The organism is Hydrogenophaga intermedia, from assembly GCF_000723405.1.
Classification (GTDB): Bacteria; Pseudomonadota; Gammaproteobacteria; order Burkholderiales; family Burkholderiaceae_C; genus Hydrogenophaga; species Hydrogenophaga intermedia.
This window is the reverse complement of the sequence record NZ_CCAE010000013.1, coordinates 1-13,735: the sequence shown is the minus strand read 5'-3', so window position 1 is coordinate 13,735 and position 13,735 is coordinate 1. Positions and strand designations below refer to the sequence as shown.

Genomic DNA, 13,735 nt, shown 5'->3' with positions numbered 1-13,735 from the left:
CGCGTTACCCACGCCGTACCGCGTAGCCCACGCGGTATCCAACGGATACCCTCCCATGACCCCAGGCCAATTCCGCGAGCTGTGTCGAGGCGCCTCACGCCTGCTTGACTACAAGGACATCGACGCACTCTTTGAATCGAGGGACACACGCATCGACGGTGTGAAGCTCGGCGTTTTTCACAACGACGACGAGGACCCGGAAGGCATCTACTGCTACGTCGACCTCGGCGCGATGGGTTCCGCCGCGAACCCCCAGGCGTTAATGGAAGAAGTACTGGCCATCAACCTGAGTCTGGACGCCAGCCTGGGCGAGGTGATCGGCCTGGAGCGCGATAGTCGGCACCTGGTGCTGCGCGTGCGCCTGAACGAGCGGCATGAGCCCTTCCATGAAGGCGAACTGGCCGCGCAGTTGCAGCACTACGCGGGCATCGCCAACGAGCTGTACCGCAGGGTTTTGACGGGCGTGGAACGCCCTTGATGCAGCAACTGAAGCCTTACAGCCAGCCCAGCATCGCCCCCGCCAGCGAGGGCAGCACCAAGGCATTGAGCAAGGCGCTCAACCCCATCGCCAGTCCCGCGAAGGCCCCCGCTTCTTCACTCTCCTGAAACGCCCGCGCGGTGCCGATGCCGTGCGCGATGGTGCCCAGCGCGAAGCCGCGCACCGCGGGCTCGTGGATGCGCAGCGCGTCGAACAGGAAGCGCCCGCCCACCGCGCCGAGCACGCCCGTGGCCATGACGAGCACGGCCGTGAGCGAGGGCAGGCCACCGATCTTTTCGCTGATGCCCATGGCCACCGGCATGGTGACAGACTTGGGCGCGAGCGAGGCCATGGTGGCGGCGGAGGCCCCCAGCGCCCAGGCCACCACGATGGCGGTGGCTGCGGCCGCCAAGGCGCCGGCCACCAGCGCGGCGAGCAGTGGCAGCGCCAGGCGGCGCAGGCGGTGCAACTGTTCGAACAGCGGCACCGCCAGTGCCACGGTGACGGGGCCCAGCAGGAAGTGCACGAACTGCGCGCCCTCGAAGTAGGTGGCATAAGGCGTGCCGGTGGCCCACAGCAGCGTGGCCAGCAACAGCACGGTGGGCGGCACCGGGTTGGCCAGCGGGTGAAAACCGCTGCGCCGGTACAGCACGAAGGCCGCGTGGTAGACGATCAGCGTGAGCGTGAGGCCCAGCAGCGGCGTGGCCGCGAGGTAGACCCAGATGTCGATCAGGCGGCGCGGTGTCTCGGCGTTCATGGCGACCCGCCTTCGCGGCGCGCCTGACGACGCATCAACCAGACCATCGTCCAGGCCGACACCGCCAGGCCCACGAGCGTGCTCACCACCAGCGCCACGCCGATGGCCAGGGCCTCGTCGCCCAGGCGCTGCAGGTGCTGCATGACGCCCACGCCGGCTGGCACGAACAGCAGCGAGAGGTGCTGCAGCAGGCCCTGCGCGGTGGGCTTGATGGCGTCGAGCCAGGCCGGGCGCAGCGCCAGCGTGGCCAGCAGCAGGGCCAGGCCCACCACCGGCCCGGGCACCGGCGCGTCCGTGGCGAGCACGATCACCTCGCCCAGCAACTGGAACACGAGCAGGGTGGCCAGCGCGGGGATCATGCGGGCTCAGGTGCGCAGCGCGTCGTCGAGCAGTTCGACCCAGTGCCGCACGGGCGTGCCGGTGCCGCTCTGCAGGTGCGTGATGCAACCGATGTTGGCGCTGGCAATGACGGCGGGCTTGAGTTCGCCGAGATAGCCGAGCTTGCGGTCGCGCAGCTCGTAGGCAATCTCGGGCTCGAGCACCGAGTAGGTGCCGGCCGAGCCGCAGCACAGGTGCGCCTCGTTGCGTGCCAGTTGCACGGTGAAGCCGAGCTCGCCCAACCCGCGCTCCACGCCGCCGCGCAGTTGTTGGCCGTGCTGCTGCGTGCAGGGCGGGTGGTAGGCCACCACGCGCTGCGCGTCGGGCAGGTGCGCGAGTTTCGGTTTCAGCGCGGGCACCAACTCGGGCAGCAGTTCCGACAGGTCGCGCGTGAGCGCGGCGATGCGCGCGGCCTTGTCGGCGTAATCGGAGTCGTCGCGCAGCGCGTGGCCGTAGTCTTTCACCATCACGCCGCAGCCCGAGGCGTTCATCACGATGGCCTCGGCGCCCTGTTCCACGAAGGGCCACCAGGCGTCGATGTTGGCGCGCATTTGCGCGAGGCCGCCACCGTGGTCGTTGAGGTGGAACTTCACCGCGCCGCAGCAGCCGGCCTCGGGGGCCACGATCGCCTGGATGCCGGCCACGTCGAGCACGCGCGCGGTGGCTGTGTTGATGTTGGGCGCCATGGCCGGCTGCACGCAGCCCGCGAGCATGAGCACCTTGCGCGGGTGCGAGCGCGTGGGCCATTCGCCCGCCGACTGCGGCGCAGGCACTTTGGCCTTGAGGGCCGCGGGCAGCAGGCCGCGCACCGCCTGGCCGAGCTTCATGGCGGGGCCGAACAGCGGCGAGGTGAGACCTTCCTTGAGCAGCCAGCGCACGGCGCGCTCGCCCGTGGGGCGCGGCACCTTCTCTTCGACAACGGCGCGGCCGATGTCGACGAGGTGTCCGTACTGCACGCCGCTGGGACAGGTGCTCTCGCAGTTGCGGCAGGTGAGGCAGCGGTCCAGGTGCTGTTGCGTCTTGCGCGTGGGCGTGGCGCCTTCCAGCACCTGCTTGATGAGGTAGATGCGTCCGCGCGGGCCGTCGAGCTCATCGCCCAGCAACTGGTAGGTGGGGCAGGTGGCGGTGCAGAAGCCGCAGTGCACGCACTTGCGCAGGATGGCCTCGGCCTCGCGGCCGTGCGCGGTGCCCTGGAACTCGGGGGCGAGCTGGGTCTGCATGTCAGAACAGGGCCGGGGCCTGGAAAACGCCGTGCGGGTCGAAGGCCTCGCGCAGGCGGCGCATCACGGCGCGCAGCGCGGGGCTGGGCACGTCCGCGCGCGGCTCGCCCGCATCGCCCGAGGCCGGTGCGCGAAAGAGTTGCGCGTGACCGCCAGCGCCACGCGCAGCGGTGCGGATCGCCTCGACCGCCACCACGGGCGCCCACAGCCAGCGCTGGGCGCCCTGCCATTCGATGAGCTGCGGCCACTCGGCCAGCAGCGGTGCGGCGGTCTGCGGCACGGACACGCGCCACAGGCCGTGGTCCGGCGAAGGCGCGTCGGTGAAGAAGGGCAGGCGCTGGTCGCGGCAGGCGGTCCAGTCGGTGGCGGCCTGGGCGTCGTTCAGTCGCGCGCCCGATGCCTCGGCGAGCAGGCGCTCGCACGCGGCCTCCACCGCCGCGGCGGCGCCGCGCAGGCGCAGAAACAGGCGCTCCTTGCCCGCACCGGTGTCGCGCAGCCAGCGACTCGCGTTGATGGGCAAGGGCTGCCCACCCCAGCGGTGCAGGCGCTCCAGCGCGTTGAACTGATCGACCTCGAACACCAGCGTGGCCTCGGCTGGCGCCACGGGCAGCACCTTGAGGCTGAGTTCGGTGATGAGGCCCAAGGCACCCCAACTGCCCGCGAGCGCGCGGCTCACGTCGTAGCCGGCGACGTTCTTCATGACCTGTCCGCCGAAAGTGAGAAGCTCGCCGCGCCCGTTGACAAGGCGCGCGCCGAGCACGTAGTCGCGCGCGCCGCCCACGCTGGCGCGCGCAGGCCCGGCCAGGCCACTGGCCACGGCGCCACCCACCGTGCCACCCGCGCCGAAACGCGGCGGCTCGAAGGGCAGGCACTGGCCATGTTCCGCCAAGGCGGCCTCCAACTCGGCCAGCGGCGTGCCGGCTCGAACGGTGACCACGAGTTCGCTGGGCTCGTGGTTCAGGATGCCGCTGTGGGCGCGCAGGTCGAGCGGCGCGCCCGCCACGGGCGCGTGCACGAACGCCTTGGTGCCGCCACCCACCAGGCGCAGCGGCGTGCGCGCGGCCGCGGCGGCGCGCACCCGGTCGATGAGTTCAGCGGGGTGGTCACTGGCCGGAACGAAAGCCGGCTCTGCGGACGACGCAACGTGGGGCGCGGGCATGGCGGCGATAGTAGCGGCCGCTCACCGCGCGGGCCTTGAATTTTTTGCACGCGCGGCTGCAAAGCCGCCAGCGCCCCCGGCTCAGCGCGTGGCGAACCCCAGGCAGGCTCCGGCATCGGGCCGGCCCTTGCATTCGCGTTTGAGCCGCTGCGCGCGTTCGGCCCGGCTCTCTTCGGACGGCGACTTGTGGAAGGTCACCTTGCTGGGCAAACGCCGCCCCGAGGGGGGCGACCCCTCGGCCTTGGCCGCCTTGGCGGCCAAGGCAGCGTTTGCGTTCAGCAAGACCACCGCCACGACAAGGCCACGAACGATGTTCAACCCCATGCTCCCTCTCCTGTTGCTGGTTCGGGCGGCGATGCTAGGACCCGCGCGCCCGCCCTGCCCCCGGGAGTAAACGCACACAAAAAAGCCCGCGGCGCGCGAAGCGCCGCGGGCGGTGCACTCACCGGCTGGCGAAGGCGGTCGCCAGCCGGTGGGAACGGGGATCAGCGGTGGTACGCCGTCTCGCCGTGCGAGGTGATGTCCAGGCCTTCGCGCTCGGCTTCTTCGCTCACGCGCAGGCCCATGACCATGTCCACGATCTTGTAGCAGATGAAGGCCACGACGGCGGACCAGACGACCGTGATGAGCACGCCCTCGGCCTGGATCACCAGCTGGCTGCCGATGGAGTAGTCGTCGCCCTTGACACCGCCGAGCGTGCCGGCAGAGAACACACCGGTCAGCAGCGCGCCGACGATGCCGCCCACGCCGTGCACGCCGAACACGTCGAGCGAGTCGTCCGCACCCAGCATCTTCTTGAGGCCGTTGACGCCCCACAGGCAGAGGAAGCCGGCGACCAGGCCAATGATGATGGAGCCCATGGGGCCCACCGTGCCGCAGGCCGGGGTAATGGCCACCAGGCCGGCCACAGCGCCCGAGGCGGCGCCCAGCATGGAGGCCTTGCCCTTGCTCAGTGCTTCACCGATGCACCAGGCCAGCACGGCGGCGGCGGTGGCGAACAGGGTGTTGATGAAGGCCAGGCCCGCACCACCGTTGGCTTCCAGGTTGGAACCGGCATTGAAGCCGAACCAGCCCACCCACAGCAGCGAGGCACCCACCATCGTCAGCGTCAGGCTGTGCGGGGTCAGGGCTTCCTTGCCATAGCCGATGCGCTTGCCCAGCACGTAAGCGCCCACCAGACCGGCCATGCCGGCGTTGATGTGCACCACGGTGCCACCGGCGAAGTCCAGCGCGCCCTTGTCGAACAGGTAGCCGCCCGCGCCCCAGACCATGTGGGCGATCGGCAGGTAGCTGAAGGTGAACCACAGGGCGCAGAACAGCAGCACCGAGCCGAACTTGATGCGCTCGGCGAAGGAGCCCACGATCAGCGCGCAGGTGATGCCCGCGAAGGTGCACTGGAAGGCGATGAAGATGTACTCGGGGATCATCACGCCGGGCGTGAAGGTGGCGGCCAGCGAATCGGCCGTCACGCCCATCAGGAACAGCTTGTCGAGGTTGCCGATGATCAGGCCCTCACCGCCGAAGGCCAGGCTGTAGCCGTAGATGGCCCACAGCACGCCGATCAGGGAGAACACCACCATCACCTGCATCAGCACGGACAGCATGTTCTTGCTGCGCACCAAGCCGCCGTAGAACAGCGCCAGGCCGGGCACGACCATCAGCAGCACGAGGATGGTGGACACCATCATCCAGGCGACGTCGCCCTTGTCGACGGTTTCCTTCGGCGCTTCTTCAGCGGCAGCCGGCGCAGCGGCGGCAGGCGCGTCAGCCGCTGGCATGGCGGCGGCGGGCGCGGTGGCGGCCGGGGGCGTTTCGGTGGTCGTCTGTGCGATGGCTGCGCCACCGCCGATCGCCAGGCCGAGGCCCAGCAACAGGGAAGCCAGGAATTTCTTCATTTGGATTGCTCGGTTGGGGTTCTGGGGATGGCCGGGTCAGATCGCCTCGTTGCCGGTCTCGCCGGTGCGGATGCGGACCACTTGCTCGAGGGGGGAGACGAAGATCTTTCCGTCGCCGATCTTTCCGGTGCGCGCGGCACCTTCGATCGCCTCGATGACGCGCTCGACCAGCTCGTCCGCGACGGCCGCTTCGATCTTGACCTTGGGCAGGAAGTCGACCACGTACTCCGCACCGCGGTAGAGCTCGGTGTGCCCCTTCTGCCGACCGAAGCCTTTGACCTCGGTGACGGTGATGCCTTGCACGCCCACACCGGACAGTGCCTCGCGCACTTCGTCCAGCTTGAACGGCTTGATGACGGCTGAAACCATTTTCACGACGATCCCCTCCAGGGTTGGTTGATCCGGTCTCAGCAGTAGCAGCTTGTGTGCCAACCGGGCGCGCCGTTCAGGCGTCAGGTGGCACCACGATGAGGCCACGCGCGGCCGCAGGCACCTGCGTCGGGCCATTCAGCACCAAACAGGTGCAATATGCGCCACATCGGGGCCATCCGGGGCGCCGACACCCCCACCGGTGTCGAACTCGGCGCCACCGCAGAATCGCCGGCCCCATGGCCGCCGCCGGCGGCCATGCACCGAATCAGGGAGAAACCGCATGGCGCTGGCCCACGTGCACAGTCGCGCGCTGCAGGGGCTGGCCGCCCGGCCCGTGAGCGTGGAAGTTCACCTGGCCAACGGCCTGCCCAGCTTCACGCTGGTGGGCCTGGCCGACACCGAGGTGAAGGAGGCGCGCGAGCGCGTGCGCGCGGCCATCGTCAACAGCGGGCTGGAGTTTCCCCACAGCCAGCGCATCACCGTGAACCTGGCGCCGGCCGACCTGCCCAAGGACTCCGGCCGATTCGTTTTACGGTCTAAGAACTGTTAGATTCTTTCCGTTTTCCAGGAGTCTCGTAGAGACGAGTAGCGGGAGGGGTCAGGGAGGGAACCTGTGGGTCGGAGGTCTGTGGATAACATTGAACTGGAGAGGTGGCGAGCTCTCCCAAGCGTCGACGTGCTGGCGTCCCTCGCGAACTATGCGAAGCAGGACGCCTCTTTCGTGCCCCGATCGGGTCAAGTGTCAATCAGGTGGCACATCAACGCCGGGTCGCGAGAGTTCGAGCTACTCTGTACGGGTTCGAAGTTTTGGGACACCAGAGCCAACCGAGGCGGCGGTGGTGCACTCGACCTCGCGATGCACCTCCATGGCGTCGGCTTCAAGCAAGCAGCCCAGCTTTTACGCAGCAAAGGGCTCTGATGCACCTGATCTATGCGACGGAAGACTTCAAGCTGGCAGGTCGGCCGAGACCAGGCTTCCCAATCTTGCTCTGGGAGGACATGGGCAGTTGCTGGGAGGCCAATGAATTCCTGCGCTACTACCTGTCCAGGGGAAGCATAGGCTCGCAGAAGTCCTGGCCGTCCACCGGACGGGCCCTGTACGACTATTTCTCGTTCCTGGAGGCTCACGAGCTTCGCTGGAACGACGTCGACCGCGGTGAGGACAAGACATTGGTCGCCGCCTACCGTGACTATTGCTTCGAAGTCGCGAAGCTCTCGCGCAACACGGTCCGGCAGCGCCTTATGTACATCTGCGAGTTCTATGAGTTCGCGCAGCGGGAGAGCTGGATCAGCACGCTTCCGTTTCGAATAGAGGAACGGCGAGGCATCCGTCGGCCCGGTGGATTCCTGCAGCACTTGAATGCGTCTGGAGGCACCAAGAGTGTGCGATCCGTGATGCCCCGAATGCATAAGACGCTGCCTAAGTTCCTGACCAAGGACCAGACCAAATCACTTCTGGCGGCGGCAAGCAACCCTCACCATCACATGATCATTCGCATGGCACTCCAGAGCGGCCTGCGCCGAGAAGAGCTTGCCACCTTTCCTCTCGCGTACGTCTTCGACCCACGCCGCAGGAGCACCAGTGAGCGAAACGTCAGAGTAGTTCTCGATCCGCAGGACGGATCCGGCATGAAGACCAAGGGGAGCGTCAAACGGACCATTATCGTCAGCCGACGGCTAATGGAAGCTCTCCACCACTATGCCGTCCATTGGCGAGGCGAGAGGGCTTCTCTTACCGGTGAAACGCAGGCGCCTTTGTTCTTGAACCAAGAGGGACTGACTTGGGCGGCTGATGGCCAGGGCATTGAGGCGATGGTGCGCAAGGTTGGAGAGCGGGCCAAGATCAAGACGCATCCTCACATGCTGCGCCACACGTATGCGACACATACCTTGGTGGCGATGCAGAGGCACCGCGGGGATAACCGGATCGAGCCCTTGGTCTTCCTACAAAAGCAACTCGGCCATGCATCGATCAACACAACCATGATCTATCTTCATCTGGTTAACGAACTGGCCGATGATGCCGTGCTGGCGTACGACGACGAACTCAACGACTGGGCGAACGGGACCCAACCCTGATGACCAAGCGCAAAGTTTTCATAAAGACGGACCTCAGCATCCCCCGTGTCGAGCACTTCCGGTCCCCGTCAGGGATCATCGTGGTGCCTTCAGGAGAGATCCCACCGGCCAACACAGTGGTGACGTTCTCCACAATCGGTATCGGCACTGATCGGTTTGATTTTCGCGAGTGGTATGGCACAAGAATCGATCAGGTTGTCTACGCATGCCACATGCAAATTGCGCGGTTCTTGGACGATCAGGACAGCGAGGTGACCGAGGCAACGGTACAGACCTACTGCGTCCGGGGTTTGAGGACGTTCTTCCGCTATCTCACGTTTCTCACGGTCGCCACGGACCGAGATCTGGCCCTGGCGGACATCAACCGCCAGGTCATTGATGGCTACTTGGAGTTCCTGCGTGACGCGGGCACTGAAACATCTACGCAGAAGAGCACCTATAACGCGCTCAAAGCCGTTCTCAGGGCCCTATGCAATCGCGGCTTGATACATGAGATTCACGCAGGCGACAACGCCACCTTTCCCCGCAATCCTTTTCCTGGCGTGCATAACAATCACAAGACGGCGCGCCCTCTGTCAAAGGCAGATCGAACCGCTTTCTCGAGGGCGGTAAAGGAGGCTGTGATGCCGATCTTCTCCAACGACATCGAGCCCACCTCTGAGTTGCTAGCCTACGCGCTACTAATCATCGCCCTCCACACCGGTCGGAACACGTGGCCCCTTTTGGAGATGAAGCCCGATTGCCTGCGCTCACATCCGAAGGCCGATACCCTATTCCTTGTGCTCTACAAACGCCGCGGGCATTCGACGAGTAAAGCGGCCATCAAGACGGAACATCAGGTAGTCGAATCCCTGCCGACCGTGCGCCCAACGGTAGCTGCGTTGGTCAGAAGAGTTATCGAACTCTCAGACCGGTTGAGGAACGAAGCTCCTGAGGGGTTTGAAGACCGCGTATGGCTCTATCGCATGCGAACAGGGTCGCGAGGGGTAGGCCATGCCGGCGCAGTAAGTGTCTTAACCGAGGAGACTTTGTCGCGTGCAGTACGCCTCCTTGTGAAGCGATTCAATCTGCTGGACGCAGATGGCAAGCCCATGCGTATCAACGTTAGTCGATTGCGCAAGACGTTTGTGAATCGGATCTATGAAATCTTGGACGGTGACGTCGCGTCTACGGCCATTGCTGCAGGCGACACCGTGAACGTCACGATGGCCAACTACCTGCAGCCCGGAGAAGATAGCCAAAGAAATTGGAAGTTCATGGGATCGGCCCTAGTACAGGAGCTCTTGACGAACACCCTTGGGGCAACCGAGCGAACGCCCGTCGGCCGGTGTTCCGACAACAAGCATGGTGATTACGCGCCGAAGAAGAACGGCAGCGTGTGCATGAGCTTTCTGAATTGCTTGCGCTGTCGCAACTACGTCGTCACTGGCGACGATCTGTATCGCCTCTTCAGCTTCTACTGGCGCGTGCTTCGCGAGCGCGCGCGCATTGCTCCTGAACGCTGGAGGCGACAGTTCGCGCATATCGTGCGGCTGATCGAACGAGATGTAGTCGCAATTGGACTTGCACGTGGGGTCTTCGTGGAGTCGATAGTCGACAGAGAGCGGGAGCGCGCGCGAGTCGACCCTCACCCCTTTTGGCGAGGCGACACGATCATCGCTGACCTTGCAGGAACGTCATGACAGCAGTTCAGATCTTGGATCATCGAGTGCAAATGCTCGGGCAACCGACGTCCGTCAAAGGGCTAAGCAACGAGAATCGTGATGCGCTGATAGTTTCGATGCGGGAGGTCGACGGAGTTTGGGTAGTCATCAGCAGGTATGGCGACGATGTTTGGTGGACTACGGGATCCCCAACGAATACGACCAAGAACCAAACGGCGATGGACTACGCAGCAATCCCAGAGCCATTCCGTGCGACGGTTAAGGCCGCGATGTATCGGCTCAAGCGCAGAGGTCGCCCGGGGCGCAAACCTCCCGCAGCGGCAACCGTGGTATCAGCTTTCAGGTACCTCGCACATTTCCTGCAACACGCCTTTGATTTGGGGGTCAGGAACTTGGCTGGGATCACCCCCCTAGTGTGCTCGTCGTACAAGCAAGCATGTTTGACTAAAAGCAAATCTAGGGGAGGAAGAGGCGGAAGGGGAAAAACGTCGAGCTCGACGTCCGGTGCCGGGTTGTCCCGGGCAACAATTCGCCACCGACTGGCCGCGGTCGAGCTGATCTATGAGCTCAGCCAGTTTACGGACGACCGCATGCTTCAACATCCTTGGCCCGATACTTCGGCGCATCAGATAGCGTGGGAAAAGAAGTCGCGCCGCAGTACCGGAAATACGACACCGCTCATGAGCGACGAGGTCTTTGAGGTTTTTTTTCAGAAGGCCTGGAGCATCGTCGAATCCGCTGGGCAACTTCTCGACATAAGGGACGAGATAGCTAAGCCGCAATATCGCGGACGCGGTGGAAGGGTTACGGACCGAACGAATCGAGTGCTTCGCAAGCTTGGTTGGTCAGAGGGGTTTGGCGCGCTGGAGACGGCCCTAATCGACGTTCGGACGGCCTGTTATGTCGTTGTGGCCGGCTTGAGCGGTTGCCGCAATCATGAGCTTGCCTTCCTTCGATCGAATGCGACATACAGCACGATCGATGATCACGGAGAGCGCTATTGGTGGATGCGATCAACTTCTACGAAGACTGACGTAGGAGCGACCGAATGGATGATCCCAGAGGTCGCAGTGACAGCGCTTCGGATCATGGATCGATGGGCCGCGCCCCTTCAAGCTCGGCTCGCGGCGCAGATCGAAGAGCTCCGAGCTGCCAACTCGGCCGATCCACGCATTGCAGAGGCGCAAGAGCATGTCGGCGCCATATTCGTCGGGGTCGCCTCAATCAAGAAGAACGAGGTTCGGACTCTTTCGATGACACAGACAAACGTGAACCTCAAGAGATTCGCGAAGGCATGCGGATCTACTTGGAGGCTTGCTTCACATCAGTTCCGACGCAAGTTCGCTAACTATGCGGCCCGCAGCCGCTTCGGAGACCTGCGTTATCTCAAGGAGCATTTCAAGCACTGGTCGCTCGATATGACACTTGGATATGGTCTTAACGAATCTCAGGAGCAGGCGCTCTACCTTGAGATCGAAGAGGAATACGATCTCATCAAGGAGCGGGTTGTAGCAGAATGGCTAAGCAAGACGGAGCCGCTAGCCGGTGGCTACGGCGCCAATCTCGTGGCCTGGCGCGATCGGGAAGAGAACATCACGCTATTCAAGGACCATGCGCATATGATCCGCTCCATCGCGTCGAGCACCGCGATCCGCAGCAATGGCCACGCGTGGTGCACTGCAGACGATAACCTTTGCGAGGGCAACGACATCGATCCGACCCGGTGCGGCGATGGCTGCAACAACGCTGTGATCAGCCGTCGCCATGCCCCGATCCATGTTGGCCTCTTCAAACAACTCAAGGCTCTTGAGGACTGTGTGGACATCGGCGAAGGAGGTCGTAAGCGCGTCGCGCGCGATCTTGAACGCTGCCGAAGCGTGCTCGCCACCTTGGGCCTCGACCCATTGGAGCCCATCCCAGCATGACCAGCACGCAGCGCAAGAGCGCCAAGACGCGCGAGAAGGAACTGACCCTGGCCATCTACCGTATCGAGCGTGGACGCTCGCATACCAAGGCGATGAAGCTGAGCGTTTCAGCGGTTGCCCGTGAGGCCGGCGTGACGCCGGCGCTGATTCACAATCACTACCCAGCCGTTGCGGAGGTGATCCGGACGAAGCTCGCGAAGTCAAGCCGCCAGCAGCGCGATCTCAAACAGAGCCAACTGAAGGAAGCCCTTGAGAGAAACCGGCAGCTCAGACAACATCTCAGCGATGCCGAGGAGCGCATCGCGAAGCTGGCAAGCATCAACGAGGTACTGCTACTGAAGAACAAGACTCTAAGGGCTACCGCAGCCGATCGAAGAGTAGTCCTCCTTCGATGATGCTCCTGCCGACGTCGGCGGTCGACATGCGAAGGGCTTGCTTGCGCACTACGTCTGGGGCAAGATTCCGCAGCCAAGATCCAGCCGCCGGCGCGGCTCCGGTGTCTGAGCTACCGGTCTGACAGCTCCGCCTGGATTCTGATGTTCGTGCCAACCGGGTAGTTGCGCGAGAGTGTCGTCGCTGCCGCCCACATCTTGAGCCACACTTCGTAGGTACCGGTGTTTCGATTCAGTCTTCGTGGCACATCTGTGTATGTTTGCCTCTGCGCTCAGTGCCTCCGACCGGCTTAACGCGCCAGATCTTGCTCATCTTGTCCGGAGTAAGCGTGCGGCCATCCCACCCTTGAAGCCCACGGCCTAAGCGGCGAATGGCGATGCAGAAGGCGAAGCCCATGGCCGGGCCAGATGCAGATTTCGGCAAGGAATGAATGAGTCTATTCCACGGGATCGGGTCAACTCCCATCGACTTTCCCAAAGACGGTCACCTTGCTTCGTCCCATAAATGGTCACCATTGTTTTTGTAGGCTCGATTCGATAGTCTGTGTCGCTCTGAACGCATCAACGACCGAGTCGCACGTGGGCAAGACATTGTCAGTTTCAATTTCGCCGAGGGGCGACGTCACGCTGTTCCTGGATGTTGATGGCGTGCTGCATCGCCGTGCCCCAGGCGCCGAGAAGTTCACGGCCTTGCCGCATTTGCAGAAGTCGATGCGACGCCACCCTCGACTGGAGGTGGTCATCTCGAGCTCTTGGCGCGAGGTCTTCGATTTCGAGGACCTCGTCGAGCTCTTCGATGAAGATCTGCGCGCTCGGATCGTCGGCAGCACACCGGTTCTAGAGCAGGACACGGAGTTTGTCCGCCAGCGCGAGTGCGAGCAATGGATGCGCACTCACTGCCCGCCAGGCCAAGAGTGGGTTGCCCTCGAAGACGAGCAAGCGTTGTTCGAACCTGGTTGCCCCCAGCTGCTGCCGGTCGACGGAAGCAAAGGGCTGCAGCTCGACGACCTGATGCGTCTGGATGAGCGTCTCTCCGAGGCCTTGGCGCGAGTGCCCGAGCTCAAGCTGGCGCGCGAACACGGGGCGCGGGCGCAGGAACATCTGCAATTGTGCTGTGTCGTCACGGCCAGTGGTGATGAACTGCTGGCTGAAATCACGTACGGCAACAAGCGAGAGACCTTGCGCCACACCGATGCGGCCGAACTTGGCCTGACGCTTCTGGCGCGCGGCATGAAGCCTGAGGATGTGAGTTCTCCGGACTGGAAAGAGGGATTCCATGGCATGAGCGCAGGGCAACGTGCCGCCCTCTTCGGGGCCATGCGCACGGGGCGCAAGCAGAGTGTTGATTTCCACGTAAATCTGACCCCTCTGAGCTGAGTTTTTTCATCCAACTTTGACCCCTTGAGTAAGGTCTTC

13 protein-coding genes and 1 pseudogene are annotated in these 13,735 nt (G+C 63.9%); 7 read left to right on the top strand and 7 right to left on the bottom strand.

The annotated features are described in order from the left end of the window. Window positions 1-55: 55 nt before the first annotated feature. Window positions 56-478 (top strand): CesT family type III secretion system chaperone, encoded by a 423-nt coding sequence (locus tag BN948_RS10210; RefSeq protein ID WP_009519427.1) that lies wholly within the window; start codon window positions 56-58, stop codon window positions 476-478. 16 nt (window positions 479-494) lie between these two features. On the opposite strand, the gene BN948_RS10205 is transcribed toward BN948_RS10210, so the two are convergent. From BN948_RS10205 to BN948_RS10175, 7 genes are all read right to left on the bottom strand, one after another. Continuing rightward, window positions 495-1,235 (bottom strand): LrgB family protein, encoded by a 741-nt coding sequence (locus BN948_RS10205; RefSeq protein ID WP_009519428.1) that lies wholly within the window; start codon window positions 1,233-1,235, stop codon window positions 495-497. Next, window positions 1,232-1,594 (bottom strand): CidA/LrgA family protein, encoded by a 363-nt coding sequence (locus BN948_RS10200; RefSeq protein ID WP_009519429.1) that lies wholly within the window; start codon window positions 1,592-1,594, stop codon window positions 1,232-1,234. The genes BN948_RS10205 and BN948_RS10200 overlap by 4 nt, the downstream gene beginning before the upstream one ends. A gap of 6 nt (window positions 1,595-1,600) precedes the next feature. Next, window positions 1,601-2,833 (bottom strand): glycolate oxidase subunit GlcF, encoded by a 1,233-nt coding sequence (glcF, locus tag BN948_RS10195; RefSeq protein WP_009519430.1) that lies wholly within the window; start codon window positions 2,831-2,833, stop codon window positions 1,601-1,603. A 1-nt stretch (window position 2,834) separates the two neighbouring features. Further along, window positions 2,835-3,992: a glycolate oxidase subunit GlcE gene (glcE, locus tag BN948_RS10190; protein WP_009519431.1), complete on the bottom strand. Its 1,158-nt coding sequence runs from the start codon at window positions 3,990-3,992 to the stop codon at window positions 2,835-2,837. 81 nt (window positions 3,993-4,073) lie between these two features. Continuing rightward, window positions 4,074-4,316 (bottom strand): hypothetical protein, encoded by a 243-nt coding sequence (locus BN948_RS10185; protein ID WP_009519432.1) that lies wholly within the window; start codon window positions 4,314-4,316, stop codon window positions 4,074-4,076. A gap of 161 nt (window positions 4,317-4,477) precedes the next feature. Then, window positions 4,478-5,887 (bottom strand): ammonium transporter, encoded by a 1,410-nt coding sequence (locus BN948_RS10180; protein WP_009519433.1) that lies wholly within the window; start codon window positions 5,885-5,887, stop codon window positions 4,478-4,480. Between the two features lie 36 nt (window positions 5,888-5,923). Continuing rightward, entirely contained in the window at window positions 5,924-6,262 is a 339-nt protein-coding gene (locus BN948_RS10175) for a P-II family nitrogen regulator (protein WP_035621567.1), read from the bottom strand. Window positions 6,263-6,539: 277 nt separating this feature from the next. Between BN948_RS10175 and BN948_RS10170 the strand changes: the two are divergent. From BN948_RS10170 to BN948_RS25635, 6 genes and pseudogenes are all read left to right on the top strand, one after another. After that, window positions 6,540-6,791: pseudogene (locus BN948_RS10170) on the top strand (magnesium chelatase domain-containing protein); the annotation flags it as partial. 386 nt (window positions 6,792-7,177) lie between these two features. Then, window positions 7,178-8,338, top strand: coding sequence for a tyrosine-type recombinase/integrase (locus BN948_RS10160; RefSeq protein WP_035621560.1), 1,161 nt, complete (start codon window positions 7,178-7,180; stop codon window positions 8,336-8,338). Continuing rightward, a complete protein-coding gene (locus BN948_RS10155; RefSeq protein ID WP_035621558.1) occupies window positions 8,338-10,020 on the top strand; it encodes a phage integrase SAM-like domain-containing protein in 1,683 nt (560 codons plus the stop codon). The genes BN948_RS10160 and BN948_RS10155 overlap by 1 nt, the downstream gene beginning before the upstream one ends. 662 nt (window positions 10,021-10,682) lie before the next feature. Continuing rightward, window positions 10,683-11,927: a site-specific integrase gene (locus BN948_RS26140; RefSeq protein WP_202901763.1), complete on the top strand. Its 1,245-nt coding sequence runs from the start codon at window positions 10,683-10,685 to the stop codon at window positions 11,925-11,927. Next, entirely contained in the window at window positions 11,924-12,322 is a 399-nt protein-coding gene (locus BN948_RS10145) for a hypothetical protein (RefSeq protein WP_009519436.1), read from the top strand. Before BN948_RS26140 ends, BN948_RS10145 begins: the two co-directional genes overlap by 4 nt. 576 nt (window positions 12,323-12,898) lie before the next feature. After that, the gene (locus BN948_RS25635) at window positions 12,899-13,696 is read left to right on the top strand and encodes an HAD domain-containing protein (protein ID WP_051756091.1); all 798 of its coding nucleotides are present in this window, start codon (window positions 12,899-12,901) and stop codon (window positions 13,694-13,696) included. Window positions 13,697-13,735: the final 39 nt, after the last annotated feature.

What these genes read in the sequence shown, in the direction of transcription:
- BN948_RS10185 (WP_009519432.1), bottom strand. Translation starts at nt 4,316, where the DNA reads ATGGGGTTGAACATCGTTCGTGGCCTTGTCGTGGCGGTGGTCTTGCTG.
- BN948_RS10145 (WP_009519436.1), top strand. Translation starts at nt 11,924, where the DNA reads ATGACCAGCACGCAGCGCAAGAGCGCCAAGACGCGCGAGAAGGAACTG.
- BN948_RS10210 (WP_009519427.1), top strand. Translation starts at nt 56, where the DNA reads ATGACCCCAGGCCAATTCCGCGAGCTGTGTCGAGGCGCCTCACGCCTG.
- BN948_RS10155 (WP_035621558.1), top strand. Translation starts at nt 8,338, where the DNA reads ATGACCAAGCGCAAAGTTTTCATAAAGACGGACCTCAGCATCCCCCGT.
- BN948_RS26140 (WP_202901763.1), top strand. Translation starts at nt 10,683, where the DNA reads ATGAGCGACGAGGTCTTTGAGGTTTTTTTTCAGAAGGCCTGGAGCATC.
- BN948_RS10180 (WP_009519433.1), bottom strand. Translation starts at nt 5,887, where the DNA reads ATGAAGAAATTCCTGGCTTCCCTGTTGCTGGGCCTCGGCCTGGCGATC.
- BN948_RS10205 (WP_009519428.1), bottom strand. Translation starts at nt 1,235, where the DNA reads ATGAACGCCGAGACACCGCGCCGCCTGATCGACATCTGGGTCTACCTC.
- glcE (WP_009519431.1), bottom strand. Translation starts at nt 3,992, where the DNA reads ATGCCCGCGCCCCACGTTGCGTCGTCCGCAGAGCCGGCTTTCGTTCCG.
- BN948_RS10160 (WP_035621560.1), top strand. Translation starts at nt 7,178, where the DNA reads ATGCACCTGATCTATGCGACGGAAGACTTCAAGCTGGCAGGTCGGCCG.
- glcF (WP_009519430.1), bottom strand. Translation starts at nt 2,833, where the DNA reads ATGCAGACCCAGCTCGCCCCCGAGTTCCAGGGCACCGCGCACGGCCGC.
- BN948_RS10200 (WP_009519429.1), bottom strand. Translation starts at nt 1,594, where the DNA reads ATGATCCCCGCGCTGGCCACCCTGCTCGTGTTCCAGTTGCTGGGCGAG.